This window comes from Polynucleobacter tropicus (genome assembly GCF_013307225.1).
GTDB lineage: Bacteria > Pseudomonadota > Gammaproteobacteria > Burkholderiales > Burkholderiaceae > Polynucleobacter > Polynucleobacter tropicus.
The window spans coordinates 1,866,297-1,888,392 of sequence record NZ_CP028942.1 but is presented as its reverse complement, the minus strand read 5'-3'; the positions used below and the strand labels follow the sequence as shown (position 1 = coordinate 1,888,392).

The 22,096-nt window shown below is 46.3% G+C and carries 21 protein-coding genes and 1 tRNA gene; 5 read left to right on the top strand and 17 right to left on the bottom strand.

The window, feature by feature from the left end:
* Positions 1 to 119 precede the first annotated feature (119 nt).
* From DCO17_RS09610 to DCO17_RS09595, 4 genes are all read right to left on the bottom strand, one after another.
* Complete coding sequence (locus DCO17_RS09610; RefSeq protein ID WP_173956498.1) at positions 120 to 1,085, bottom strand: ribose-phosphate pyrophosphokinase; 966 nt, start codon at positions 1,083 to 1,085, stop codon at positions 120 to 122.
* A gap of 54 nt (positions 1,086 to 1,139) precedes the next feature.
* Positions 1,140 to 1,216: transfer RNA gene (locus DCO17_RS09605), tRNA-Gln, on the bottom strand.
* A gap of 5 nt (positions 1,217 to 1,221) precedes the next feature.
* Positions 1,222 to 2,106, bottom strand: coding sequence for a 4-(cytidine 5'-diphospho)-2-C-methyl-D-erythritol kinase (gene ispE, locus DCO17_RS09600; RefSeq protein WP_173956497.1), 885 nt, complete (start codon positions 2,104 to 2,106; stop codon positions 1,222 to 1,224).
* On the bottom strand, positions 2,099 to 3,568 hold the full coding sequence (locus DCO17_RS09595; protein WP_173956496.1) for an outer membrane lipoprotein LolB: 1,470 nt from the start codon (positions 3,566 to 3,568) through the stop codon (positions 2,099 to 2,101). The genes ispE and DCO17_RS09595 overlap by 8 nt, the downstream gene beginning before the upstream one ends.
* A gap of 35 nt (positions 3,569 to 3,603) precedes the next feature.
* Here DCO17_RS09595 and mutM point away from each other — a divergent pair, with 35 nt between their 5' ends.
* Positions 3,604 to 4,440, top strand: a complete 837-nt coding sequence (gene mutM, locus DCO17_RS09590) for a bifunctional DNA-formamidopyrimidine glycosylase/DNA-(apurinic or apyrimidinic site) lyase (RefSeq protein ID WP_173956495.1) — start codon at positions 3,604 to 3,606, stop codon at positions 4,438 to 4,440.
* A complete protein-coding gene (gene mutY, locus DCO17_RS09585) occupies positions 4,425 to 5,567 on the top strand; it encodes an A/G-specific adenine glycosylase (RefSeq protein ID WP_173956494.1) in 1,143 nt (380 codons plus the stop codon). The genes mutM and mutY overlap by 16 nt, the downstream gene beginning before the upstream one ends.
* Here the strand turns inward: mutY and rapZ are convergent.
* From rapZ to DCO17_RS09540, 9 genes are all read right to left on the bottom strand, one after another.
* The gene (gene rapZ, locus DCO17_RS09580) at positions 5,512 to 6,402 is read right to left on the bottom strand and encodes an RNase adapter RapZ (RefSeq protein WP_173956493.1); all 891 of its coding nucleotides are present in this window, start codon (positions 6,400 to 6,402) and stop codon (positions 5,512 to 5,514) included. The two genes, mutY and rapZ, sit on opposite strands and share 56 nt — an antisense overlap.
* Positions 6,403 to 6,405: 3 nt before the next feature.
* A complete protein-coding gene (gene hprK, locus DCO17_RS09575; RefSeq protein ID WP_173956492.1) occupies positions 6,406 to 7,392 on the bottom strand; it encodes an HPr(Ser) kinase/phosphatase in 987 nt (328 codons plus the stop codon).
* Complete coding sequence (locus DCO17_RS09570) at positions 7,389 to 7,850, bottom strand: PTS sugar transporter subunit IIA (protein WP_173956491.1); 462 nt, start codon at positions 7,848 to 7,850, stop codon at positions 7,389 to 7,391. Before DCO17_RS09570 ends, hprK begins: the two co-directional genes overlap by 4 nt.
* A 33-nt stretch (positions 7,851 to 7,883) precedes the next feature.
* On the bottom strand, positions 7,884 to 8,207 hold the full coding sequence (gene hpf / locus DCO17_RS09565) for a ribosome hibernation-promoting factor, HPF/YfiA family (protein ID WP_173956490.1): 324 nt from the start codon (positions 8,205 to 8,207) through the stop codon (positions 7,884 to 7,886).
* Positions 8,208 to 8,406: 199 nt separating this feature from the next.
* Positions 8,407 to 9,174 (bottom strand): LPS export ABC transporter ATP-binding protein, encoded by a 768-nt coding sequence (gene lptB, locus DCO17_RS09560; protein ID WP_173956489.1) that lies wholly within the window; start codon positions 9,172 to 9,174, stop codon positions 8,407 to 8,409.
* Positions 9,171 to 9,722 carry an LptA/OstA family protein gene (locus DCO17_RS09555; RefSeq protein WP_173956488.1) on the bottom strand — a complete coding sequence of 184 codons (552 nt, stop codon included), beginning with the start codon at positions 9,720 to 9,722 and terminating at the stop codon, positions 9,171 to 9,173. Before DCO17_RS09555 ends, lptB begins: the two co-directional genes overlap by 4 nt.
* A 9-nt stretch (positions 9,723 to 9,731) precedes the next feature.
* Complete coding sequence (gene lptC, locus DCO17_RS09550; protein WP_173956487.1) at positions 9,732 to 10,373, bottom strand: LPS export ABC transporter periplasmic protein LptC; 642 nt, start codon at positions 10,371 to 10,373, stop codon at positions 9,732 to 9,734.
* Positions 10,374 to 10,390: 17 nt separating this feature from the next.
* Complete coding sequence (locus DCO17_RS09545; RefSeq protein ID WP_173956486.1) at positions 10,391 to 10,963, bottom strand: KdsC family phosphatase; 573 nt, start codon at positions 10,961 to 10,963, stop codon at positions 10,391 to 10,393.
* 20 nt (positions 10,964 to 10,983) lie between these two features.
* Positions 10,984 to 11,976 (bottom strand): KpsF/GutQ family sugar-phosphate isomerase, encoded by a 993-nt coding sequence (locus tag DCO17_RS09540; RefSeq protein ID WP_173956485.1) that lies wholly within the window; start codon positions 11,974 to 11,976, stop codon positions 10,984 to 10,986.
* An 11-nt stretch (positions 11,977 to 11,987) separates the two neighbouring features.
* On the opposite strand from DCO17_RS09540, the gene DCO17_RS09535 reads away from it, so the two are divergent.
* Positions 11,988 to 13,970, top strand: a complete 1,983-nt coding sequence (locus DCO17_RS09535; protein WP_173956484.1) for a monovalent cation:proton antiporter family protein — start codon at positions 11,988 to 11,990, stop codon at positions 13,968 to 13,970.
* Between the two features lie 34 nt (positions 13,971 to 14,004).
* Here the strand turns inward: DCO17_RS09535 and uvrA are convergent, their stop codons facing one another.
* Complete coding sequence (gene uvrA / locus DCO17_RS09530; RefSeq protein WP_173956483.1) at positions 14,005 to 16,905, bottom strand: excinuclease ABC subunit UvrA; 2,901 nt, start codon at positions 16,903 to 16,905, stop codon at positions 14,005 to 14,007.
* A 37-nt stretch (positions 16,906 to 16,942) separates the two neighbouring features.
* On the opposite strand from uvrA, the gene DCO17_RS09525 reads away from it, so the two are divergent.
* Both DCO17_RS09525 and ssb read left to right on the top strand, forming a co-directional pair.
* The gene (locus tag DCO17_RS09525; RefSeq protein WP_173956482.1) at positions 16,943 to 18,109 is read left to right on the top strand and encodes an MFS transporter; all 1,167 of its coding nucleotides are present in this window, start codon (positions 16,943 to 16,945) and stop codon (positions 18,107 to 18,109) included.
* A gap of 92 nt (positions 18,110 to 18,201) precedes the next feature.
* Positions 18,202 to 18,654 (top strand): single-stranded DNA-binding protein, encoded by a 453-nt coding sequence (ssb, locus tag DCO17_RS09520; RefSeq protein ID WP_173956481.1) that lies wholly within the window; start codon positions 18,202 to 18,204, stop codon positions 18,652 to 18,654.
* 87 nt (positions 18,655 to 18,741) lie between these two features.
* On the opposite strand, the gene queF is transcribed toward ssb, so the two are convergent.
* Genes queF through ilvA form a run of 3 tightly spaced genes read right to left on the bottom strand, consistent with a single transcriptional unit; the run spans position 18,742 to position 22,009 of the window.
* Entirely contained in the window at positions 18,742 to 19,569 is an 828-nt protein-coding gene (gene queF, locus DCO17_RS09515) for an NADPH-dependent 7-cyano-7-deazaguanine reductase QueF (protein WP_173956480.1), read from the bottom strand.
* Positions 19,570 to 19,571: 2 nt separating this feature from the next.
* Positions 19,572 to 20,486, bottom strand: coding sequence for a 5'-nucleotidase (locus DCO17_RS09510; protein ID WP_173956479.1), 915 nt, complete (start codon positions 20,484 to 20,486; stop codon positions 19,572 to 19,574).
* Between the two features lie 2 nt (positions 20,487 to 20,488).
* On the bottom strand, positions 20,489 to 22,009 hold the full coding sequence (gene ilvA / locus DCO17_RS09505; RefSeq protein WP_173956478.1) for a threonine ammonia-lyase, biosynthetic: 1,521 nt from the start codon (positions 22,007 to 22,009) through the stop codon (positions 20,489 to 20,491).
* Between the last annotated feature and the right edge of the window lie 87 nt (positions 22,010 to 22,096).

Here is a 22,096-nt window from a genome sequence, read left to right as displayed (position 1 = left end):
TTCCGTTCGCGACCAAACAGAAAAGCCTTCGATTATATCGTGGGAACGGCGTTTTTCACCTATAAATGACAAAAAACACCCAGAAACAGCCTAAAAATGGGTAAAACAGCGTTTTTAGCTTATTCAGCGAACATAGACATGACTGAGTCGCCTTTGCTGATACGAGACAGGGTCTCAGCGAGCAATGGGGCTACAGACAATTGGCGAATTTTGCTGACTTTTGAGGCTTCCGCTGTCAGGGGGATAGTGTCAGTTACAACGAGCTCATCCAACTCAGAGGCGGCGATACGAGCTACCGCGCCACCTGATAAAACTGCGTGAGTACAGTAAGCAGTAACACCCTTAGCACCGCGCTCTTTGAGAGCTTCCGCTGCTTTACAAAGTGTGCCGCCTGTATCGATGATGTCATCCATGATCACGCAGTGACGACCTTCTACTTCACCGATTAAATGCATGACTTCAGAAACGTTTGCTTTAGGGCGGCGCTTATCAATAATTGCCAAATCAGTACCCAGTTGTTTTGCCATTGCGCGGGCGCGAACAACGCCGCCGATATCTGGCGAAACAACAATCAAATCTTTGTGTGTTTTTTGCGCTTGCAAGTCTGCCAACAAAACGGGGGAGGCGTAAATATTGTCCACAGGAATATCGAAGAAGCCCTGAATTTGGTCAGCGTGTAAGTCCATAGTTAGCACGCGCTCAATGCCTGCAACAGACTGAAGCATATTCGCCACGATACGAGCTGAGATTGCCACGCGCGCCGAACGAGGACGGCGGTCTTGGCGGGCATATCCAAAATAGGGAATCACTGCGGTAATGCGACTTGCTGATGCGCGCTTGAGTGCATCAATCATGATCATGAGCTCCATCAAACTGTCGTTTGTTGGGGCACAGGTTGATTGAATCACCACAACATTTTTACCACGTACGTTTTCTTGGATCTCAACCTGAATTTCGCCGTCAGAAAAACGGCCAACAAAAGCTTTGCCCAGTGGTAACTTTAGTTCTTTGGCTACAGCCTGCGCCAAAATCGGATTTGCGTTGCCTGTAAATAAAGTCAATAAATCTGAGCTGGTGGAGGACATAGTTTTAGAGATTTTGTAGGGTCAAAAGGTTGTCTTTGTCATTTCTACAGTATTTGGCAGGGGAAGAAGGATTCGAACCTTCGCATGCTGGAATCAAAATCCAGTGCCTTAACCAGCTTGGCGATTCCCCTACAGCTCAATCTGAAGAAATCAAATTGTAAGCGGGATTTTTGTTTATCCCCCGAACAACCCGACCTTTCCACCCTTTAGGAAGATTTTGAAGAAGATTTTCCAGTTTTTCGCGCTCGATCTTAGGGTCTAAGATGGCAAAAACGCTACTTCCGGAGCCTGACATACGGGGTTCGGACCCCGGTATTGCCTGACTTATCCAATCCAAAGCTTGCTTCACTTCAGGACATATCCGCATCGCTACAGCCTGGCAATCATTCGAAAGGCTGGACCATGGCGATGCAAGAAAGCCCTCCATTGTAATCTGACCGTGATCTCTGGTCAATTGAGGGTCTTGGAAGATGCGAAGGGTCGGGATGCCTTGATTGGGGAAGATCACCAAAAAATCACGCTGTTCTAGGCTGATTTCTTGCATTTGCTCCCCGATGCCTTCAACAAAAGCATTTTTACCAAAAATGAAGAAAGGAATGTCAGCGCCAAGTTGAAGGCCTAATTTGCAAAGCGTATTTGTATCGAGGCCGAGGCCCCAGAGTTTGTTTAAGCCAATTAAAGTAGTGGCCGCATCGGATGATCCTCCGCCTAAACCAGCACCCATTGGAATTTCTTTTTTGAGGTGAATTTCTACTCCAGCCTTGATCTGACAAAAGTCTTTTAAGAGTGTTGCGGCGCGCACTACAAGATCATGCTCCGGTAGAACGCCTGGGATTGGATTTGCATGACGAATTTCATTTTCAGAAATTCGCTTTAGAATAATTGTGTCGCACCAGTCGATTAGTTGAAAGGCTGATTGCAGCAGGTGATATCCATCAGATCTGCGGCCCACGATATGTAAAAACAAATTGAGCTTGGCAGGGGATTGCAGTATTAGTTTGTCGTGAACGGCTTTACTCATTTGCTTGATCAAAAACAAGACGAATATCAATCGATCCGATGTTTGAGCTTCTAGTCATCATTAGCTTATCGAGTCGGTTCTGATCGCTCCAGCTGTAACGTAAATTCCATCCATCTTGACGAATTTCGCTTACTTGTCCCTTGTTGTTTCTTTCTACACTTGCTTCGCTGCCTGGACGAGTTTCCCCTCTTAGCCAATTCGATAAACCTCTTGCTGGCAATGGAAGTCCTAATGTGTTTTGCACCAGAGTATCTGCGTCAATCGCACTAGTGATTTGACCATCACGCTCTAGGGTTGCCTCTCCAGGAGTAATCGTAATTTTTGCAATTGCACCACCGATGGGGTTGCGAATCTCAAGAGTATCTTTGAGGTTGTCTTGAACTAATGTAAAGCCACCAGAACCCCCTTGATTTTGGGCATCAGTGAGACCGGTAACCTTAACCGCAAAACGCCCATCCCATGACCCCTTGAGGGCTTGAGTTGGGCTTAACCAGTTAGGCTTTAAGCGCTTTAAAGTTTCTTGAAGGGTGGCGTTATTAGCATCTAATTTTTGGCCCTCTTGCCACATCGCTTCTGCTTCAGCTTTTCGCCCCATGGACCATAAAACTTCACCAGTATGTGCGGCAATATCCGCTTCGGGTTTCATCCGAAATGCTTGTTGCAACTGTTCCAATGCAAGCTCATTTTTACCAAGACGGAAATTTACCCAGCCTAGGCTATCCAAGATGAAAGCGTCTTGTGGTGAGAGTTGATGTGCTTTGCTAATGAGTATGAGCGCTTCCGGTAATTTGGTGTTGCGATCGGCAAGAGAATAGCCAAGCGCATTGAGCGCATTTACATCATTGGGGTTTTTGCGCAAAATCTCTCGCAAATTTTTTTCCATAACATCAACCCGACCAACCTTCTCGGCTGACATGGCATAGGTATAAAGCAAGCCTAAATTCTTAGGGTTTAGCTTTGCATTCGATGCAATCTCATAAAAAGCGCGTAAAGCTTCAGGCTCATCTTTGGCTTTACTTAACAACGCTTGTAGTTGCAGAAGTGTGTTTTCTTGCTGAGCGGGCGTTTGTTGGCGCAGTAAGGAAACTGCTGGTTTTACTGCATCTGACCAGTGATTATTTAGAATCAGAAGAGTGATAAACACTTCCTTGGGTTTTGTGTCGGAAGCGGGCGCGAGACTGTCCCAAACTTGAGCAGCCTGCAAGGCAAGCTCAGGTGAACCACCTGCAATTCCAATTTCCATTGCCCGCTGAGCAAGGCGTGGATCTTTGTATTGCCGAGCCATCTCCATATAGGTGTTATAGGCTAGGCCAGCCTCACCCCGTTGCAAGGCAATTTCAGAGGCTAAAACTTCAAAAACAGCCTTGCCGGCTGATGTTTCATCCGTTTGAGCTCGAGCTGAGCCCATTAGCAAAGTTCCGCCAGTCAGGATCGCTAGGGAGAAAAGTGACAATTTGCTCATAAGCACATTCTAATCTGCGAATCTACAATTCATTTATGCCAGAACTTCCAGAAGTAGAAGTCACCAGATTGGGAATTGCCCCTCACCTTCAGGGGCAAGCTGTTACAGCCGTCCAGATATTGGATGGGCGTTTACGCTGGCCAGTCCCTAAAAATCTCTCCAAGTTATTGCTTGGGCAAAAGGTGAAGGATATTCGGCGTAGAGGAAAGTATCTATTAATTGAATTTGCTACCGGTCACCTATTGATTCATTTGGGGATGACTGGAACTTTAAGAGTGCTTTCGCTTAAAGAGCCTTTGAAATTGCATGATCGTGTGATTTTGGAATTTGGGAGCCTGAGCTTACGTCTGCATGACCCAAGAAAATTTGGGGCAGTTTTATGGCATCCCGTATCAAAAGGGCCTGTAGAGAAAAATCTGTTGTTACAGAAATTAGGAGTTGAACCTTTTTCTCAGGAGTTTGATGGTGAGATTGGCGCGGAGTTGCTGTACCAAACTTCTCGAAATCGTAGTGTCGCAGTAAAGCAATTTTTGTTGGCGGGCCAAGCAGTTGTTGGGGTCGGCAATATTTACTGCTCCGAAAGTTTATTCAAAGCAGGAATTCATCCAGCAAAGCCGGCAGGTAAATTGACGCGCCCTCAATGCTCGCGTTTAGCCGAGGCAGTACGATTCATTTTGAAAAGAGCAATTGCTGCAGGTGGTAGTAGCCTGAAAGATTTTGTGAACAGTGATGGTGATCCTGGTCATTTCATGGTGCAAACCAAAGTGTACGATCGCAAAGATCAGCCATGCAAAGTGTGCAAAACACCGATTAAACAAATCGTGCAAGGGCAACGATCCACCTATTTCTGTCCTACATGTCAAAAACGCTAATTGATCTGTTTTCACAGAAGTTAATAACTTGGCATTCTCGTCACGGTCGGTCTGGCTTGCCTTGGCAGGGCAAGCGAGATCCCTACGCCGTCTGGGTATCAGAAATTATGCTGCAGCAAACTCAAGTTGCTACGGTCTTAGAGCGTTACCCCCGTTTTATGAAACGTTTTCCAACAGTGAAGAAATTGGCTGCTGCGCATATTGATGAAGTTTTGGCGGAGTGGGCTGGATTAGGCTATTACTCTCGTGCTCGAAATTTACATAACTGTGCACAGCAAGTTGTGAGTGAATTTGGTGGGCGCTTTCCGAGCGATCCTGACTCGCTTGAAAAATTAAAAGGAATAGGTCGATCAACGGCTGGAGCTATTGCGGCATTTGCATTTCATGCAAGAGCCCCGATTTTGGATGCCAACGTTAAACGAATATTGGCCCGTTTATTTGCGATAGAAGGCGCATTACAAAACAAACTTGTTAATGACGGCTTGTGGAGTTTGGCAGATAAGTTATTGCCAAAGAAGCCTTCAGATATGCCGGTGTATACACAGGCTTTAATGGACTTTGGTGCTACTTGGTGTACTTCTCGCAAGCCAGCGTGTCTTAGTAATGAGAAAAAATGTCCTTTTGAAAAAGATTGCCAAGCCAACCTCATTAATCAAGCGCTTTCATTTCCACAAAAAATTATGAAAGCAAAGTCACCCGAGTTTGATTGCAATATGCTGCTTATTCGGTCTGGCAATTCCATCCTCTTACAAAAGCGTCCGAGCAGAGCCATTTGGGGCGGCTTATGGTCCTTGCCAGAATCAAATTGGGTCGCAAAGTCTGATAAAAAAAGAAAGCTGCCAACGTTCAAAAATATATTTGAAGAGTCTTTGCCAAATGAGAATGTAGGCCCATGGCTGAAGGCTTGTAAGGATGTGACTCTAGGCTCTCGGATTAAGCATGTTTTTACCCATCGACGATTGTGGATGCAGATTTGGGAAGTTACTGCTTCTCGAAACTTGGAGTTAAAAAGCGAAGATTTACGATGGATACCCATCAGGCAGTTGGGCCGCTATGGTTTGCCGCAGCCTATTAAGATTTTGCTGCAGGGATTGAATCTAGTTCGCGATGGCGATCTAAAAAATTAAGCTGTAAATCGATCAGATCTTTTTTGGCTCGGAAATGTTCACTTATACGGTTAACTAAATATACCGAGCGGTGTTGCCCGCCAGTGCAGCCTATAGCCACCGTTAAGTAGCTACGCCCATCCGCAATGTAATGGGGCAACCATTTCTCAATAAATTGAGTAATGTCACTTTCCATGCTCGCAACCTCGGGAATTTTTTCTAGAAATTCCTTAACAGGTTTGTCGTTGCCTGTAAGTGGTCTGAGCACTTTGTCATAGTGGGGGTTTGGAAGGCAGCGCACATCAAAAACGAGGTCTGCCTCACTCGGTATTCCCTTTTTAAAACCAAAGGATTCAAAAATGACGGTGAGCCCGACAGGCTTGTCTTTTAGAAGATCTTGAATCCAAGAGCGCAAAGCGTGAGCAGGAAGATTGCTGGTGTCGATGCTATGAGCTTGCGCTCGTAAAGGCTCAAGTAGATTCCGCTCTTTATCAATTGCCTCAATTAAGGTGGCTGATTGGGATTGTTTAGCATCGCTTGATAAAGGATGACGACGTCGTGTTTCCGAGAATCGTTGCACCAAGGTGTTGGTATCGGCATTTAAAAATACAACCCTGACTTGATGCTTACACCTCAGTGTTTCAAGAATCGAGGGAAGCTCGGCAATAGATTGGCCGCGACGCGCATCAATCGCTACAGCTACTCGTTCGCTGTTTTCTCGCACCAGAGTGTCGATGAGATTTTCTAATAGAGAAACAGGGAGGTTATCGACGCAATCATATCCAGCGTCCTCGAATGCCCTCAGGGCCACTGATTTACCTGAGCCTGAGATTCCGGTAATCAGATTGATTTGCATGACCTACAGCAGACGTCCCTGGGACTTTGTTGAGTCTGTCTCGACATTCATTTGAATACGCTGACGTTCAATGAACTCTTTAAGAGTATCAATACCGCGCAATTGCAAAATAGTATTGCGTACTGCTGCTTCAACAAGAACGGCCAAGTTTCGACCGGCAGCCACCTGAATTTTTACAGTACGAATCGGCACGCCTAAAACGTCAACGTGTTGGGCTTCTAATGGAAGTCGCTCAAATTCGCCATCGGTTCTGCGGACGAGTTGAACGATGAGTCGCAGCTTTAATTTACGGCGCACAGCTGTTTCACCAAAGATGGTGCGAATATCGAGCAAGCCGAGACCGCGCACTTCAAGTAGATTTCTAAGGATGACTGGGCATCGGCCCTCAATGTAATCTGGGCCAAGTCGCGCAAAATCAACCGCGTCATCAGCAACTAGACCATGGCCACGCGAAATGAGTTCAAGACCTAATTCACTTTTACCTAAGCCGGATTCACCAGTAAGTAAGACGCCCAATCCAAGGATGTCCATGAAGACCCCATGCATCGTAATTTGTGGGGCGCCAATTTTGGTGAGGTAGGTTCGCAAATGGTCAATGACTTCTGCGGCGGAAATTTGTGTTGTAAATAATGGTGTTGAGGATCGCTGGCAGAACAGTTGCAAGTCTGGATCAGCAGTCTTGCCGTCGGCCACAATCACGCAAGGCGGCGTCTTTGAAATCAGGCTCGCAATTTGTTCTTGTTTTTGTTTGGGCTCTAAGGCTGCGTGGTAATCAACTTCTTGTTCGCCAAAAATTTGAATACGGCTTGGGTGAATGAGGTTTAAGTGACCCACAAGGTCAGAGCTAGCAGCTGCAGCCTTGACCGCTTCGGGTGGAAAGGTGCGGTCAGCACCCTCTAGGCCGCCGATCCAAGAAAGTTTGAGATCGGAGACATTGTCATCAAAAATTTGCTGAGCAGTTACTCCATCTAAGAGTAATGGCTGCGTCATTTTGTATTACCCCAATGCTGCAATAGCTCACAAACTTTTGTTGTATCGGTAGAGGTGCTCAATGTTTCGCGAACATCCGTATCTGATAATAGTTGCGCAATCGAGGACAGAATTTCTAGGTGTTGCTGTGTTGCCTTCTCTGGCACCAATAAGAAAATGAGGGTCTTAACGGGTTCGCCATCGGGTGCGGCGAATTCAATTGGGTCTTTGAGGCGAATTAACGCGGCTGCTGGCTGCTTTAATCCCTTTACTCGACCGTGAGGTATGGCAACTCCTGCACCGAGGGCGGTTGAGCCCAATTCTTCACGAGCGTTTAAAAACTCGATGACTGAGCTTGCGTCGATACCAACTTGCTTCGCAAATAGTTCTCCGGCGGCTGCAAACGCATCAGCTCTGTTTTTGGCAGGATTGTCTAATACGATGCAGTCGGGGGTGAAAAGATTAGTCAGGGCATTCATTAGAAATGATTATAGGTGTCCTGACGTCGGAGATCACTCAAAACGCTTTTCGTGATGATGATCCTGGATCTTTTCCTTGTGTTTGACAACTTGGCGCTCCAGTTTGTCAACGACGGCGTCCATGGCGTGGTAAAGATCGGCGTTATGGGCCTCAGCAAATAATTCTTTGCCCTTGAGGTGAATGGTGATCTCAGCGCTTTGACGCAGATCTTTTTCTTTGGCGTTATCGACTACTAAAAATGCCGATGCATCAATAACGTGGTCGAAGTGCTTTCGAATTTTCGCTAAGCCGGCCTCCAAGTGCGTACGCATTGCGGGGGTAACTTCAACATGACGGCTATTAATTTTTAAATTCATTAGCAACTCCTTATATCAAAGCCTGCGCATAGCTATAGCTGGGGTGCGCAGCATGCCCCTGTGGAATTTGAGCTGTTTTTTTTGAGAAGTAATGCATGAACCTCCAGCGTATCAGCGAATTTGCCGAAATCCAAGAGGGGAAATGAATTTTTTATTACTTATGCGGACAGAAGCCCTGCGCTTTGCACAAGTATGGGGATTACATCCGGAAGTTCTCACCCAAATAGACTCGACGAACCGCGTCATTTTGAATGATTTGATCTGGTTGGCCTTCTGCCAAAACGCTGCCTTCGCTGATGATGTAGGCATGATCACAAATACCGAGGGTTTCTCGAACATTGTGGTCTGTTATCAGGACGCCAATCTGTCGGTCTCTTAAGAAACGAACGATTCGCTGAATTTCCCCAACAGCAATGGGGTCAACACCAGCGAAAGGCTCATCTAGCAAAATAAATTTAGGCTGTGAAGCTAAAGCTCGAGCGATTTCAACGCGTCTCCGTTCTCCGCCTGAAAGGGACAGCGCTGGATTATTGCGTAGGTGACCAATTTGAAGTTCGCCCAAAAGCTCATCCAATCGATTGGCAATCTCAGCCTTGCTTAATGGCTTGCCACCTTGTACTTGGAGTTCTAGAACTGCTTGAATGTTTTCAGCCACATTGAGTTTTCTGAAAACGGATGCCTCTTGAGGTAGATAGGAGAGGCCCATGCGAGCACGCTCGTGAATGGGTAAATGCGTGATGTCTTTGCCATCAAGCACTATTTGGCCGCCATCTGCTGGCACTAGGCCGACAATCATGTAAAAAGAGGTAGTCTTGCCTGCGCCGTTTGGCCCCAGAAGACCTACGACTTCACCACATTTCACTTCTACGGAAACATCGCGCACTACTGTTCTTGAGCCATAACGTTTTTGCAATTTATGGGCGCTGAGCGTTGCAGTTGAGTTGTCTTGAGCTTGATCCGTTGTCATTTTTCTAATGTGGCTTTTCTTCTTGGTGAAAGGATTGCTCTTGCCAAGGGAAGGTCCTCTGGTTTTGCGCTGGAAGGCGGCGTTACACGATAGCGTTCAGTAATGTCATCGTACTCAATTTTCCAGCCTTGTAGTTGATCGAGCATCTGCATATTTAGCAAACGCTTTAATTTGGCGTCGCCAGTAATGGTCAGTAATTCTGTTTTTGCATTGTAGGAAACTTGTGTGCCATGGCCTTGCATAAATTCATCAGCCAGTCCTTCTCTTCTTTGTCTAAAGCTGGCAGCAGTATCGGTAGTTCCTTTGACATCAACAAACTCATAGCCCTCAGGATCAACTTGGATATGGCCATCATCTCCCGTAACAACCATGCTGCCCTTAATTAGCAGAATCTGGCCTTTGAGATCGTAAATCTGCTGCACATCATTTACCGAAACGCTCTCAGCCTCAAGAATGATTGGTTTGTCTTGATCAGCCTTTTCTGCGTGAGCAATATTCGCGCAGAGAAGGAGACAAAACACAGTCCAGATGGTTGAAAGTCGAATCATGCAGATATTTTATTGACCATTGCGCGGGGCGCGTTCAATTCGACCTTTAACTTGCCCAGATAGGGTCATGCTTTGCTGAATATTGTCAAAGATTCCACCATCGGTAGAGTGCATCACTGACATGCCTTGTTCAAGCGTAATGGGTTTATCGGTTTTAACGATGTCATCGTTAATTAAGACTTTGAAATAGCTAGACGAGGCTAACATTCTTAAGGTCGCTGGCTCAGTGGCTGTGGCTGCCTGAGGCGGTCTGAAGATCGATGCGTTATCAAATAGCTCCAAAATCGTTAGGTCGCCATCTAGATGTCCGGTATTTGATTTAACGGTAACAGGCGCTTTATCTGGCTGAAAAAGGCGCATGCGAGGCAAATCAATATCGATTGAAGCATCGTCATCGTAGTGGGTGACCTTGTTGCCCAAAATGCGGTACTTAGTGTTCCCCTGCTCGTTTAATGCAGAGAGAGTGCCGTTTTGAATGATGTAATCGGGCTCATGAAGGCGCACGCGCTCCAGTATAGAGTGCTCGGGCGGAGTATTTTTTCGGACCAACCAAAACGTCACTAAAGTTAGCAAGCCCATCAATATCAATGGCATTAGACGCAACAAGGTGCGACCAATACTAAATTTGATTTGTTGAGAATTGAATTGCATTGCCAGCCTGAATATTCTTAGTTGCGAGCTTTGTTGAGTAACTCTTCATAGCGATTCTGGGATTTCAGAATCAGGTCGCATGCTTCTCTTACTGCGCTATTGCCGCCAGCACGTGAGGTGACTAAATGCGCAAACTCTTTAACAGCTTCATGCGCTTGGGCTGGGGCGATGCGAAGACCTGCATATTTCATCATGGCTAGGTCCGGCCAATCATCACCCATGACTGCGCAATCGCTCGCCTTGAGTCCAAGTGACTTGAGTACTTCTTCTAAGGCAAGTGCTTTATTCTCAACGCCCATATGCACATGCTTAATACCAAGTTCGTCACAGCGAGCCAGCACCATTTTGGAATTTCTGCCGGTAATAATCGCAGTAGCAATACCACATTGCTCTAGTAATTTGATGCCCAGACCATCTTGAATATCGAATGCTTTTAAGGATTCTTTTCCTTCGGCACCAATCCAAACCTGTCCATTTGTTAATACCCCGTCTACGTCTAAAACCAATAACTTAATTTTGCTGGCGCGTTCCCAGGCTTGCGGGTAACTCGATAGAGGATTTGTATTGTGAGTGTTAAAAGCGCTCGGCATGGAATTGAATGGGTAACTCGTTAAATAACTTTAGCTGCAAAAAGATCGTGTAAGTTCAGTGCGCCAAGTAAAACCCCGGCTTTATCTGTAACCACTAAATGATTAATGCGATGCTTTTCCATCATCTCTATTGCTTCTTCTGCTAGCAGCTCAGGCGGGATAGTTCTTGGGCTGGAAGTCGTGGCGCTTTTAAGTGTGATGTTGCTGAGGTTGGTATTTTTCTCGAGTAAACGGCGCAAATCTCCGTCGGTCAAAATACCAAACACTTTATTGTTTTCATCAAGTATGACGACCATGCCCATTCGTTTCGCAGTCATCTCTAGTAAAGCATCTTGTAGCGAGGCTTGAATCGAAATTTTTGGCGTGTCATCAAAACTTCTCATTACTTCACTGACATGCATCAATTGTTTTCGACCTAAGCGACCGCCAGGATGCGAGCGCTGAAAGTCTTCTGCTTGAAAGCCGCGAGCGTCTAGTAGGGCGACTGCAAGCGCATCACCCATAGCAAGTGCTGCGGTAGTGCTAGTGGTTGGCGCGAGATTGAGCGGACATGCTTCTTTTTCTACGCTGGTATCTAAATGCGCATCCGCTAATTTTGCGAGAGATGAATTCGGTGCACCAGTGAGTGCGATCAGTTTGGCGCCAGTACGCTTGACGATCGGAACGATTGTTAGCAACTCATCTGTCTCACCAGAATTGGATAGAGCTACAAAAACATCTTCACGAGTAACCATGCCCAAATCACCATGGCTAGCTTCAGCGGGGTGTACAAAAAAAGCAGGAGATCCTGTTGAGGCAAATGTGGCTGCAATTTTGCGGGCAATATGTCCCGATTTGCCAATGCCAGACACTACGATTCTGCCTTTGCATCCATGTAGTAATTCCACGGCATGAATCAGGGCATCTGCGTTTTGGCCTTCAAGGCGATCACGCATTGTTTGCAGTGCAGCAGCCTCAATAGTGAGGGTATCGCGGGCAAGCTTTAGGGTACGTTCACGAGTCTTAGCTATCATCGAGTAAGTATATGCCGTCAGTCCTTGAATTAACTCTTATTCTCTTAGCCTCTGGTGTGGCTGGAGTGGTTATTTTCCGCTATTTTGGCTTACCCCCTATTTTGGGCTATTTGGCCATCGGTGTGCTGATTGGGCCTAATGCCTTGGGCTTGGCAAGCGATTCCGCTACGGTGAAGTACTTGGCGGAGTTTGGGGTTGTTTTCTTGATGTTCTCAATTGGCCTGGAATTTAACCTGCATAAGCTCAGGTCAATGCGCAATATCGTATTTGGCTTGGGTGGCAGCCAAGTTATTTTGACAATGGTTTTGGCGGTACCTGCTAGCTTATTAATGAATTGGATTTATCCGATCTCATGGCAGGCTGCAATTGCTTTGGGTGGGGCGCTAGCCATGTCATCCACCGCCATTGTTACCAAACTGATTTCTGATCGTGCTGAGTTGGAGACAGAGCACGGTCGAAATGTCGTTGGCATTTTGCTTTTTCAAGATTTGGCTGTGGTCTTCTTGCTGATCTTGTTGCCATCTTTAGGAAAAAATCCGAAAGATCTTTTTGTCGCGCTGACGGCTGCGTCCATCAAAATCACAGTTGCTCTGACGCTGATTTTCTTTATTGGCCAATCTTTAATGAGCCGTTGGTTTAGATTGGTTGCGAAGTTACGCTCGCAAGAATTATTCATGCTCAATCTGTTGCTGATTGTGCTTGGAATGGCAGGCTTGACTGAGCATTTCGGTTTGTCGCTAGCTCTCGGAGCATTCTTGGCGGGTATGTTGATTTCTGAAACGCCTTATCGCCATCAGGTTGAGGAAGATGTCAAACCTTTCCGCGATGTTTTGCTAGGCCTCTTCTTTATTACGATCGGCATGTTGCTCGACTTCAGTGTCATTAGAGAGCAATGGATGTTGGTAGTGGCTTTATTAATTGGTCCATTGATATTTAAGTTTGGTCTCATTGCTTTGCTTTCGAAGGCCTTTGGCTCCAGCACTGGCATCTCAATACGGACTGGACTTTGTCTGGCTCAAGCAGGTGAGTTTGGTTTTGTGCTTCTTACGCAGATTGATGGCTTAGACCTGATTGATCCCACTTTGAGTCAAGCTGTTCTGGCTGCCATGTTGCTTTCGATGTTTTGCGCGCCATTCTTGGTTGAATACAGCGACCGTATCGCAATGCGCTTCTCAAGCAATGAATGGCTATTGCAATCACTTGCACTAACTCGGGTTGCTGCTAAAAGTGTTCGTAATGAAAATCACGTGATCATTTGTGGTTTTGGTCGTTCTGGGCAAAGTTTGGCTCGCATGCTTGATCAGGAAAAAATTCCATACATTGCTTTGGATCTAGATCCTGATCGAGTGAAAGAAGCCGCTGCTGCTGGCGATAACGTTGTGTATGGCGATGCTAGCCGTGAAAATTATTTGGTAGCCGCCGGTCTTTCAAGGGCGAAAACTGTCGTTATCACATACGCAGATACTGCTGCCAGCTTAAGAGTGTTGCGTCAGGTTGAGCATTTGCGCCCCGGCATGACCGTGCTAGTGCGCACTAAAGATGATGCTGATATTGCTAAGCTACAAGCAGCAGGTGCAACTGAAGTAGTGCCCGAATTAATTGAGGGTAGCTTGATGATTGCATCGCACGTCTTGCTGATTATGGGCGTGCCCATGCGCAAGGTGGTAAGACGCATTACGACTGCGCGTGAAGAGCGTTATAGCTTATTAAGGGGCTACTTCCGGGGTGCGAGTGATGATGATTTCGGTTCGAATGAGTCTTGGCGCTTGCACTCCATCACCTTGCTACCAAATTCTCAGGCTGTGGGTAAAACGCTATCTGATCTTCATCTTGAAAACGAAGGCGTTAGCGTCCAAGCGGTTCGTCGCAAGGGCCGCAATGCTGACTACAGTAAGTTGGCACTTGCTCCAGACTTACTACTTCAGGCAAACGATATTCTGGTGATCTCTGGCAACCCAGAGGCAATAGATTTGGCTGAGGCTAAGTTACTGTAAGTACTAATCTTTAGTAGATAGCGAAATTCGCTATCTACTTTTTCTTTTTGGCTGCGCCTGCACTCGTACTCATTTTGCGAGTTAAGAGGGGGGCCAGATAATGACCGGTAAAACTCACATCATTCTTGGCAACTTCTTCGGGCGTTCCAGTCGCAATGATTTGTCCACCACCAGCACCACCTTTAGGGCCTAAATCAATAATCCAATCGGCAGTCTTAATTACATCGAGATTGTGTTCGATGATGACGATCGTATTGCCTTGTTTCTTCAGCGTTTGAATGACGGTTAATAGCAGTTGAATATCGTGGAAATGCAAGCCCGTAGTGGGCTCATCCAAGATATAGAGCGTTCTTCCGGTATCGCGTTTGGAAAGCTCTAGCGAAAGCTTTACGCGTTGCGCTTCACCGCCTGACAGAGTCGTTGCGCTTTGGCCTAGCTGTACGTAACCTAAACCAACGTCCAAAAGTGTTTTGAGTTTGCGTTTAACCACAGGAACTGCTTCAAAGAATTCATGAGCTTGTTCGATCGTCATTGAAAGCACTTCGTGAATATTTTTCCCTTTGTAACGGATGTCTAATGTTTCGCGGTTATAGCGCTTGCCATGACAAACATCACAAGGCACATAAACATCTGGCAAGAAATGCATTTCGACTTTGAGAACGCCATCACCTTCACAGGCATCACAACGACCGCCTTTGACGTTAAAGGAGAAGCGGCCAGCTTCGTAACCACGTTCACGCGCAGCGGGAACTCCTGCAAATAGCTCACGAATGGGTGTGAAAAGACCGGTATAGGTAGCAGGGTTGGATCGTGGTGTACGACCAATCGGTGACTGATCCACGCTAATGACTTTGTCGAAGTGCTCTAGGCCCTTGATGGCATCGTGCGCAGCTGGCTCAGCACTTGAACCATACAAATGTTGAGCGACTGCATGATGAAGGGTGTCATTGATTAGGGTTGATTTACCTGAACCTGAGACACCAGTCACGCAAGTTAGTAGTCCTACGGGAATCTTGGCATGTACGGATTGCAAGTTGTTTCCGCGTGCACCGATAATTTCTAAGAAGCGATCATTTACAGGAATGCGCTTTTCTGGAACTTCAATTGATTCACGTCCAGCAAGGTAAGCGCCAGTGAGAGATTTAATATCGGCCTCAACTTCCGCAGGTGTACCTTGCGCAACAATTTCGCCGCCATGAACGCCGGCACCAGGCCCGATATCGATTACCCAATCTGATGCACGGATCATGTCTTCATCATGCTCTACAACTAAAACACTATTGCCCAAGTCACGTAAATGCTTGAGCGTGCCAATCAGTCGATCGTTATCGCGTTGATGCAGTCCAATTGATGGCTCGTCTAATACATACATCACACCTGTTAATCCAGAACCAATCTGGCTTGCAAGGCGAATACGTTGTGCCTCGCCACCTGAGAGCGTGTCTGCGCTGCGTTCAAGTGAGAGATAGTCAAGGCCAACATCGTTTAAGAAGCGTAGACGAGCACTGATTTCTTTAACAATCTTGTCGGCAATTTCTTTTTTAGCACCCTTAAGCTCAAGAGTCTCGAAATATTCTTTCGCATCCTTTAGTGGGAGTGCGCTGATTTCATAAATAGCGCGCGATTGTTTTTTCTCGCCCACCCGAACAAAGCGTGCTTCTTTACGCAGGCGACTGCCGCTACATTCAGGACAGGTTTGAATGTTCTGATAACGAGCAAGCTCTTCGCGCACAGTGACAGAATCTGTTTCGCGATAGCGACGTTCAAAGTTAGCAACAATGCCTTCAAATGCGTGCTCACGAATAGTATTTTTTCCGCGCTCATTGATGTACTCAAACGGTATGGTGACATCGCCAGAGCCCAATAAGATCAGATCTTGCTGTTTCTTGGAAAGAGATTCAAAAGGCTTTTCAACGTCGAAGCCACCATGCTTGGCGAGCGTTTGTAGTAGCTTGAAATAAAACTGATTGCGTCGATCCCAGCCTTTAATAGCGCCAGAAGCTAGTGATAAATCAGGGTGCGCAACGATACGTTTTGGATCAAAGAAAGATTGATGTCCAAGTCCGTCGCATGAGGGGCAGGCGCCCATCGGATTGTTGAAAGAAAAAAGACGTGGCTCTAGCTCTTGCAAAGAATATGAGCAAACTGGACAGGCAAATTTGCTCGAGAAAATCATCTCTTTGCCGGTATCCATATCAACAATCATTGCTTTGCCATCAGCTAAGCGCAGGGCAGTCTCAAACGATTCAGCAAGGCGTTGTTGAATGTCAGGTCGAACTTTAATTCGATCTACTACAACTTCAATAGAGTGTTTGTCGTTTTTCTTTAGTGCTGGTAATTGATCTACTTCAAAGATTTCTGCTTTAGCGGCATTGGCGGTGCCTCCACCAGAGCGCACACGAAAGCGCACAAAGCCTTGCGCTTGGAGATCTTGGAAAAAATCAACAAACTCACCTTTACGCTCGCTGACCACGGGAGCAAGAATCATGAGCTTGGTATCTTCTGGCATTGCTAATACCGTATCTACCATTTGAGAAACGCTTTGCGCTTCCAGCGGAAGATCGTGTTCTGGGCAATGTGGTGTTCCTGCGCGAGCAAATAAGAGACGCAGGTAATCATGAATTTCTGTTACGGTGCCAACGGTAGAGCGCGGATTGTGGCTGGTCGCCTTTTGCTCGATTGAGATTGCTGGAGATAAACCCTCGATCGTATCTACGTCGGGTTTTTCCATTAACTGCAAAAATTGACGGGCATAGGCGGATAATGACTCTACATAACGTCGTTGACCCTCTGCATAGAGCGTGTCAAAAGCAAGTGAACTTTTCCCTGAGCCGGATAGGCCAGTTAAGACGACCAGTTTCTCTCTAGGAATGTCCAGATTGATATTTTTGAGGTTGTGGGTGCGGGCACCGCGGATCTTGATTTCGTTATTCATGATTTTTTAGCGTAACTTGTTAATATAGCTCTTTCCCATGAATCCTTCTGAACTTCGCTCCACTCTCGCTTTAGCAGGCATTTTTGGCCTGCGAATGCTGGGCCTTTTCTTGCTACTGCCCGTCTTTAGCATTCATGCACGGGGTTTGCCGGGCGGTGAGCATGCTCTTTGGGTTGGTTTGACCCTGGGTATTTTCAATATCGTTCAGGCCTGCTTTTATATCCCATTGGGACGTCTTTCTGACCGTATTGGGCGTAAGCCGGTGGTGCTTTGGGGTCTCTCTTTGTTCGTGGCTGGGGCACTAATTTGCGCTGCCCAAGACGATTTGCTTTGGATTGCAATTGGTCGCGGAGTTATGGGTGCAGGCGCAGTATCGGCTGCTATTTCTGCATGGGTTGCTGATCTTACGCGTGAACAGGTGCGTACTCGAGCAATGGCTTTGGTTGGAGGCAGTATCGCCCTCTCTTTTGCTCTGTCTTTGGTAATTGCAGCACCGATATATCGCCTCATTAGTCTGAGTGGAATTTTTATTGTCTTAGCAATCTTAGGTGTTGCCGCGATGCTAGTGACGCACTTTGTGTTGCCCAGTAACAAGCCTGAAGTAAATATCCAGCAAGCCTCATTAAGAGAAGTCTTTTTGCGCCCCGAATTAATGCGTCTCAATTTAGGCGTCTTCGTTCTGCATGCAACACAGGTGGCGATGTTTTTGGTTGTGCCGCGTTTGTTGGTTCAGGCCGGACTACCTCTAGCTTCGCATTGGGAAATTTATTTGCCTGTAGTGTTGTTGTCATTTTTCTTCATGGCGCCCATTTTGATTTTTGGCGAGAAGAAACAAAAATTGCGCACCATCCTTTTGCTAGCAATCGTGTTGTTATTGATTGCCGAATTTTTATTCACCAATACATCCTCAGTAATCTCAATTGCGATTGCACTCTTAATTTATTTTGTAGGCTTCAATTTATTGGAGGCCTTGCAGCCTTCCCTAGTGTCACGTTTTGCAAAAGAATCCAAAGGTACTGCACTGGGTGTTTACAACACTACCCAATCTATTGGCTTGTTTTCTGGGGCGACTGTAGGAGGCTATTTAATGGATAGCCATGGCGATTTATCGGTCTTTGTCATGGGCGCTGTACTCTTAGTATGCTGGCTTATAATTGCTTGGTCGATGGGCGAAATGCCACCGAAATCAAAAGATTCAAAGTAATTCGCAACAAAGACGCAGCCGTAGCTTTATCGATTTTTATTAAGGCAATTTTTTAAGTAGCAATAACAGTAGTATTTTCTTCGGGAGACAACATGGCTTCGGTAAATAAGGTCATCATCGTAGGTAACGTAGGGCGCGATCCAGAAACGCGTTATATGCCAAGCGGCGACGCAGTTACCAATATTTCAGTAGCAACATCAGATCGCTACAAAGATAAGCAAACAGGTGAAATGAAAGAAACCACGGAATGGCATCGCGTTGCATTCTTTGGAAAGCTTGCGGAGATCGCAGGTCAATATCTTAAAAAAGGTTCACAGGTTTACGTAGAGGGTCGTTTACGTACGCGTAAATGGACGGATGCGAGTGGTCAAGAAAAGTACTCCACAGAAATCGTTGCTGAAACTATGCAAATGCTTGGTGGCAAGCCAGTTGGCGGTGGCGATAGTGGCGAGAGCTATAGTCGTTCTAAGTCTGCTGAGCAGCCGGCTCCAGCCGCTTCTAATGCCGCCTCATTGGGTGCAATGGATGACGATATTCCGTTTTAAGTAGTAACTAATAAGCAACCAACAAGCCACTCAAGTGATTGGTGGCTGATAAGAAAAAACCCTTAGAAATTTCTGAGGGTTTTTTATTTATTGCCGAGCATGGCGAATATTATCTGGCCAAGGTGAGTTGTGATCTGTTCTGAATGGATTGATATCTAGACCGCCACGACGTGTGTAGCGTGCGTACACGGATAATTTTTCTGGCTTGCATTGCCGCTTGATATCAGTAAAGATTGTTTCAACGCAGTGCTCATGAAATTCACCCAATTGTCTAAAGCCAATCAGGTAACGCAATAAGCCTTCTTCAAGAATGGGGCGACCTTGATATCGAATTTGGACGCTAGCCCAATCCGGTTGTCCTGTAACAGGGCAGTTCGATTTCAGTAAATGAGAAACCAGGCATTGTTCGATTGGCCCAAAAGATTCATTAACGCCCAATAAGCTTGGGTCTGCTGGTGTGGATGGATCTACCTCAATATCCAGTCTGTCTAACAGAACGCCACCCATTTCTTGCATGCCTTTTTTGGCTACAGCTTCGGTTGCTTGAATGCGTGTGGTGATCTTGCTTCCCGCAATAGCTGAAAGATCTTTAATGAGTAATTCACGAAGCTCGCCTTCATCTTCAAGGCGCGCGTTGTTTAGGCTGTTGAGGTAAAGCTTGAGCGACTTAGATTCAATCATGTTGGGTGAATCAGCTGGAATCTGAAATTCAGCAAGTGCGATTTGAGGCTTCCCTTTTTTATTAAGCCAGCCGAGTTCAAAAGCATTCCAAATATCAACACCAACGAATGGCAGCGCTTGACCTTCTTTTAGACCAAGTTTGGCGCGATTTTCTGCTCTAGGAATAGGGAAAAGCAAACTTGGATCGTATTGATCTGGATATTGGGTTGTTTGCCCAAGTGAGAGTGTTGCCATAATTATTTTTGGTTTTTTGGCTGGTTGGAGACACCAGATACTACGTGCCCTGTCGGAGCAACAGATGCTGCTGATTGGCAATGACCTGTTTGATCATCAAAGAAAAAGTCCGGTTCAAACTCTCGAAGAAATTCGCTCTTGGATAAACCACCCAAAAACATCGCTTCATCCACATCAATTCCCCAGGCCATTAAGGTGCGGATAGCTCGTTCATGCGCAGGCGCTGAGCGAGCGGTTACCAAGGCGGTACGAATGCGCATGCCATTTTCACTAGTTGAACGTTGCAGTCTATGTAATGCTTCTAGCAAAGGCTTGAATGGACCGGGCGGCAAAGGGATATCTACTTTTTTGCTTTCGTGGTCGACAAAGGCTTCAAGACCTTTGTTCTGGAAAACTTGTTCCGCTTCGTCCGAAAACAGTACTGCGTCTCCGTCGAATGCAATCCGAATTTCATTAGGATGCGACTCGGCAATTTTGCTGGATTCTGGGAAAACTCTTGCTGCTGGGAACCCAGCATCGATTGTTGCTCTCACATCATCTTCATTCGCTGATAAGAAGAGGTTTGCATGTAGAGAGCGTAGGTAATGGTATGGCGGACGTCCTCTTGTAAACACGCCGCGCTCTAGATGAAGACCGTGATGTTCGGCAGATCGGAAAACTCGCAAGCCGCTGACGGGATCATTGCGAGAGAGGATGACAACCTCGACTCGTTGTTCGCCTGCTTCATTAAAAGCAAGAAGTTTTTTGACAAGCGGAAAGGCTACCCCGGTCTGCGCTGCCGTAGCCAGACGCTCTAGTTGAAGCTTCATATAGGCGCTGTCATCGGTAGATTCAAAGATGCGATTTTCTTCTTCGAAATCAAACAAGGCGCGCGATGAAATCGCGACGACAAGTTTTCCGGTGAGCGTGTACGACATGGTTATTTCAAGAATAAGCGATAAGCAGGGTTATTGCTTTCATCCCAGTGTGGATAGCCTAGAGTTGCCAAGAATTTCTGGAATTTCTTTTGCTCATTTTTTGGGACTTGAATGCCGACCAAAATGCGCCCATAGTCTGCGCCGTGATTGCGGTAGTGGAACAGGCTGATGTTCCAGTTCGGCGCCATGCTAGTCAAGAATTTCATGAGTGCGCCTGGGCGCTCAGGGAATTCAAAGCGATAAAGCAGCTCATCTTTAGCAAGTGCTGAATGACCACCCACCATATGGCGTAAATGAGATTTTGCTAATTCGTCATGAGTAAGGTCGATGGTTGCGAATTTCGCTTTGCGGAAATGCTTTGCGATTGCATCGCTATCGCCCGCTTTTTGAGTGCTAATGCCAACAAAAATGTGAGCCTCTTTTTGATCGCCAATACGATAGTTAAACTCCGTAACATTTCGCTTGCCAAGTAATTCGCAGAAGCGCTTAAATGATCCACGCTCTTCTGGAATAGTGACTGCAAATACTGCCTCACGGAATTCACCAACATCAGCGCGCTCTGCAACAAAGCGCAGACGACTAAAGTTCATATTGGCACCACAAGCTACCGCTACAAGTGTTTTCCTCTTAATCCGTTTTTTCTCGACATACTTTTTCATGCCGGCAATAGCCAAGGCGCCTGCAGGCTCAAGGATGCTGCGGGTATCGGTAAAGACATCATTAATTGCTGCGCAGATTTCGTCGGTATCAACCGTAACGATTTCATCGACTACTTTTTTGCAGATACGGAAAGTTTCTTTACCAACCAATTTGACAGCGGTGCCATCTGAAAACAATCCAACGTCTTTCATCTCAATGCGTTTATTTGCTTTGAGTGATTGATTCATGGCGTCAGAGTCGGATGCTTGAACTCCGATCACTTTTGTTTTTGGGCTAACAGCTTTAACGTATTCGCCAATGCCAGCAATTAATCCGCCACCACCGATAGCGACAAATACAGCATCAATGGGATCTGAATATTGAGCAAAAATTTCTTGAGCGATGGTGCCTTGACCGGCAATAACATCCGGATCATCAAAGGGATGAACAAAGGTAAGGCCGCGTTTTTTTGCCACCACTTCCGAATGCTTAAAGGCATCACTATAGGATTCGCCATGCAGGATGATTTCTACCCAAGATCCACCTCTGGCTTTGACGGCGTCAATTTTGACGCTTGGTGTGGTTACCGGCATCACAATGACGGCCTTGCACTTCATTTTTGACGCCGCCAAGGCGACGCCTTGAGCATGGTTGCCTGCTGAAGCAGCAATTACCCCGCGTTTTAAGGCTTCTGGCGTCAAATGCGCCATTTTGTTGTAGGCGCCCCGAAGCTTGAATGAGAAAACCGGCTGGTTATCCTCTCTTTTTAGCAAAACTTGGCTGCCCAAACGTTTGCTTAATTCTGGAGCGACCTGAAGCTCAGTTTCTCTTGCTACGTCATAGACGCGAGCCGATAAAATTTTCTTTAAATAATTTGTTGCCATGCGATGAGCGTACCACGGATGGGCTCTAAGCCCTTAGTTTTCCAAGGGTTTATAAGCTTTTGAGCAACTTTCTTGGATTCCTGACAG

Excerpts from the sequence above, each read along its gene's own strand:
- DCO17_RS09610 (WP_173956498.1), bottom strand. The coding sequence starts at position 1,085 with ATGTCCTCCACCAGCTCAGATTTATTGACTTTATTTACAGGCAACGCA.
- ispE (WP_173956497.1), bottom strand. The coding sequence starts at position 2,106 with ATGAGTAAAGCCGTTCACGACAAACTAATACTGCAATCCCCTGCCAAG.
- DCO17_RS09595 (WP_173956496.1), bottom strand. The coding sequence starts at position 3,568 with ATGAGCAAATTGTCACTTTTCTCCCTAGCGATCCTGACTGGCGGAACT.
- mutM (WP_173956495.1), top strand. The coding sequence starts at position 3,604 with ATGCCAGAACTTCCAGAAGTAGAAGTCACCAGATTGGGAATTGCCCCT.
- mutY (WP_173956494.1), top strand. The coding sequence starts at position 4,425 with ATGTCAAAAACGCTAATTGATCTGTTTTCACAGAAGTTAATAACTTGG.
- rapZ (WP_173956493.1), bottom strand. The coding sequence starts at position 6,402 with ATGCAAATCAATCTGATTACCGGAATCTCAGGCTCAGGTAAATCAGTG.
- hprK (WP_173956492.1), bottom strand. The coding sequence starts at position 7,392 with ATGACGCAGCCATTACTCTTAGATGGAGTAACTGCTCAGCAAATTTTT.
- DCO17_RS09570 (WP_173956491.1), bottom strand. The coding sequence starts at position 7,850 with ATGAATGCCCTGACTAATCTTTTCACCCCCGACTGCATCGTATTAGAC.
- hpf (WP_173956490.1), bottom strand. The coding sequence starts at position 8,207 with ATGAATTTAAAAATTAATAGCCGTCATGTTGAAGTTACCCCCGCAATG.
- lptB (WP_173956489.1), bottom strand. The coding sequence starts at position 9,174 with ATGACAACGGATCAAGCTCAAGACAACTCAACTGCAACGCTCAGCGCC.
- DCO17_RS09555 (WP_173956488.1), bottom strand. The coding sequence starts at position 9,722 with ATGATTCGACTTTCAACCATCTGGACTGTGTTTTGTCTCCTTCTCTGC.
- lptC (WP_173956487.1), bottom strand. The coding sequence starts at position 10,373 with ATGCAATTCAATTCTCAACAAATCAAATTTAGTATTGGTCGCACCTTG.
- DCO17_RS09545 (WP_173956486.1), bottom strand. The coding sequence starts at position 10,963 with ATGCCGAGCGCTTTTAACACTCACAATACAAATCCTCTATCGAGTTAC.
- DCO17_RS09540 (WP_173956485.1), bottom strand. The coding sequence starts at position 11,976 with ATGATAGCTAAGACTCGTGAACGTACCCTAAAGCTTGCCCGCGATACC.
- DCO17_RS09535 (WP_173956484.1), top strand. The coding sequence starts at position 11,988 with ATGCCGTCAGTCCTTGAATTAACTCTTATTCTCTTAGCCTCTGGTGTG.
- uvrA (WP_173956483.1), bottom strand. The coding sequence starts at position 16,905 with ATGAATAACGAAATCAAGATCCGCGGTGCCCGCACCCACAACCTCAAA.
- DCO17_RS09525 (WP_173956482.1), top strand. The coding sequence starts at position 16,943 with ATGAATCCTTCTGAACTTCGCTCCACTCTCGCTTTAGCAGGCATTTTT.
- ssb (WP_173956481.1), top strand. The coding sequence starts at position 18,202 with ATGGCTTCGGTAAATAAGGTCATCATCGTAGGTAACGTAGGGCGCGAT.
- queF (WP_173956480.1), bottom strand. The coding sequence starts at position 19,569 with ATGGCAACACTCTCACTTGGGCAAACAACCCAATATCCAGATCAATAC.
- DCO17_RS09510 (WP_173956479.1), bottom strand. The coding sequence starts at position 20,486 with ATGTCGTACACGCTCACCGGAAAACTTGTCGTCGCGATTTCATCGCGC.
- ilvA (WP_173956478.1), bottom strand. The coding sequence starts at position 22,009 with ATGGCAACAAATTATTTAAAGAAAATTTTATCGGCTCGCGTCTATGAC.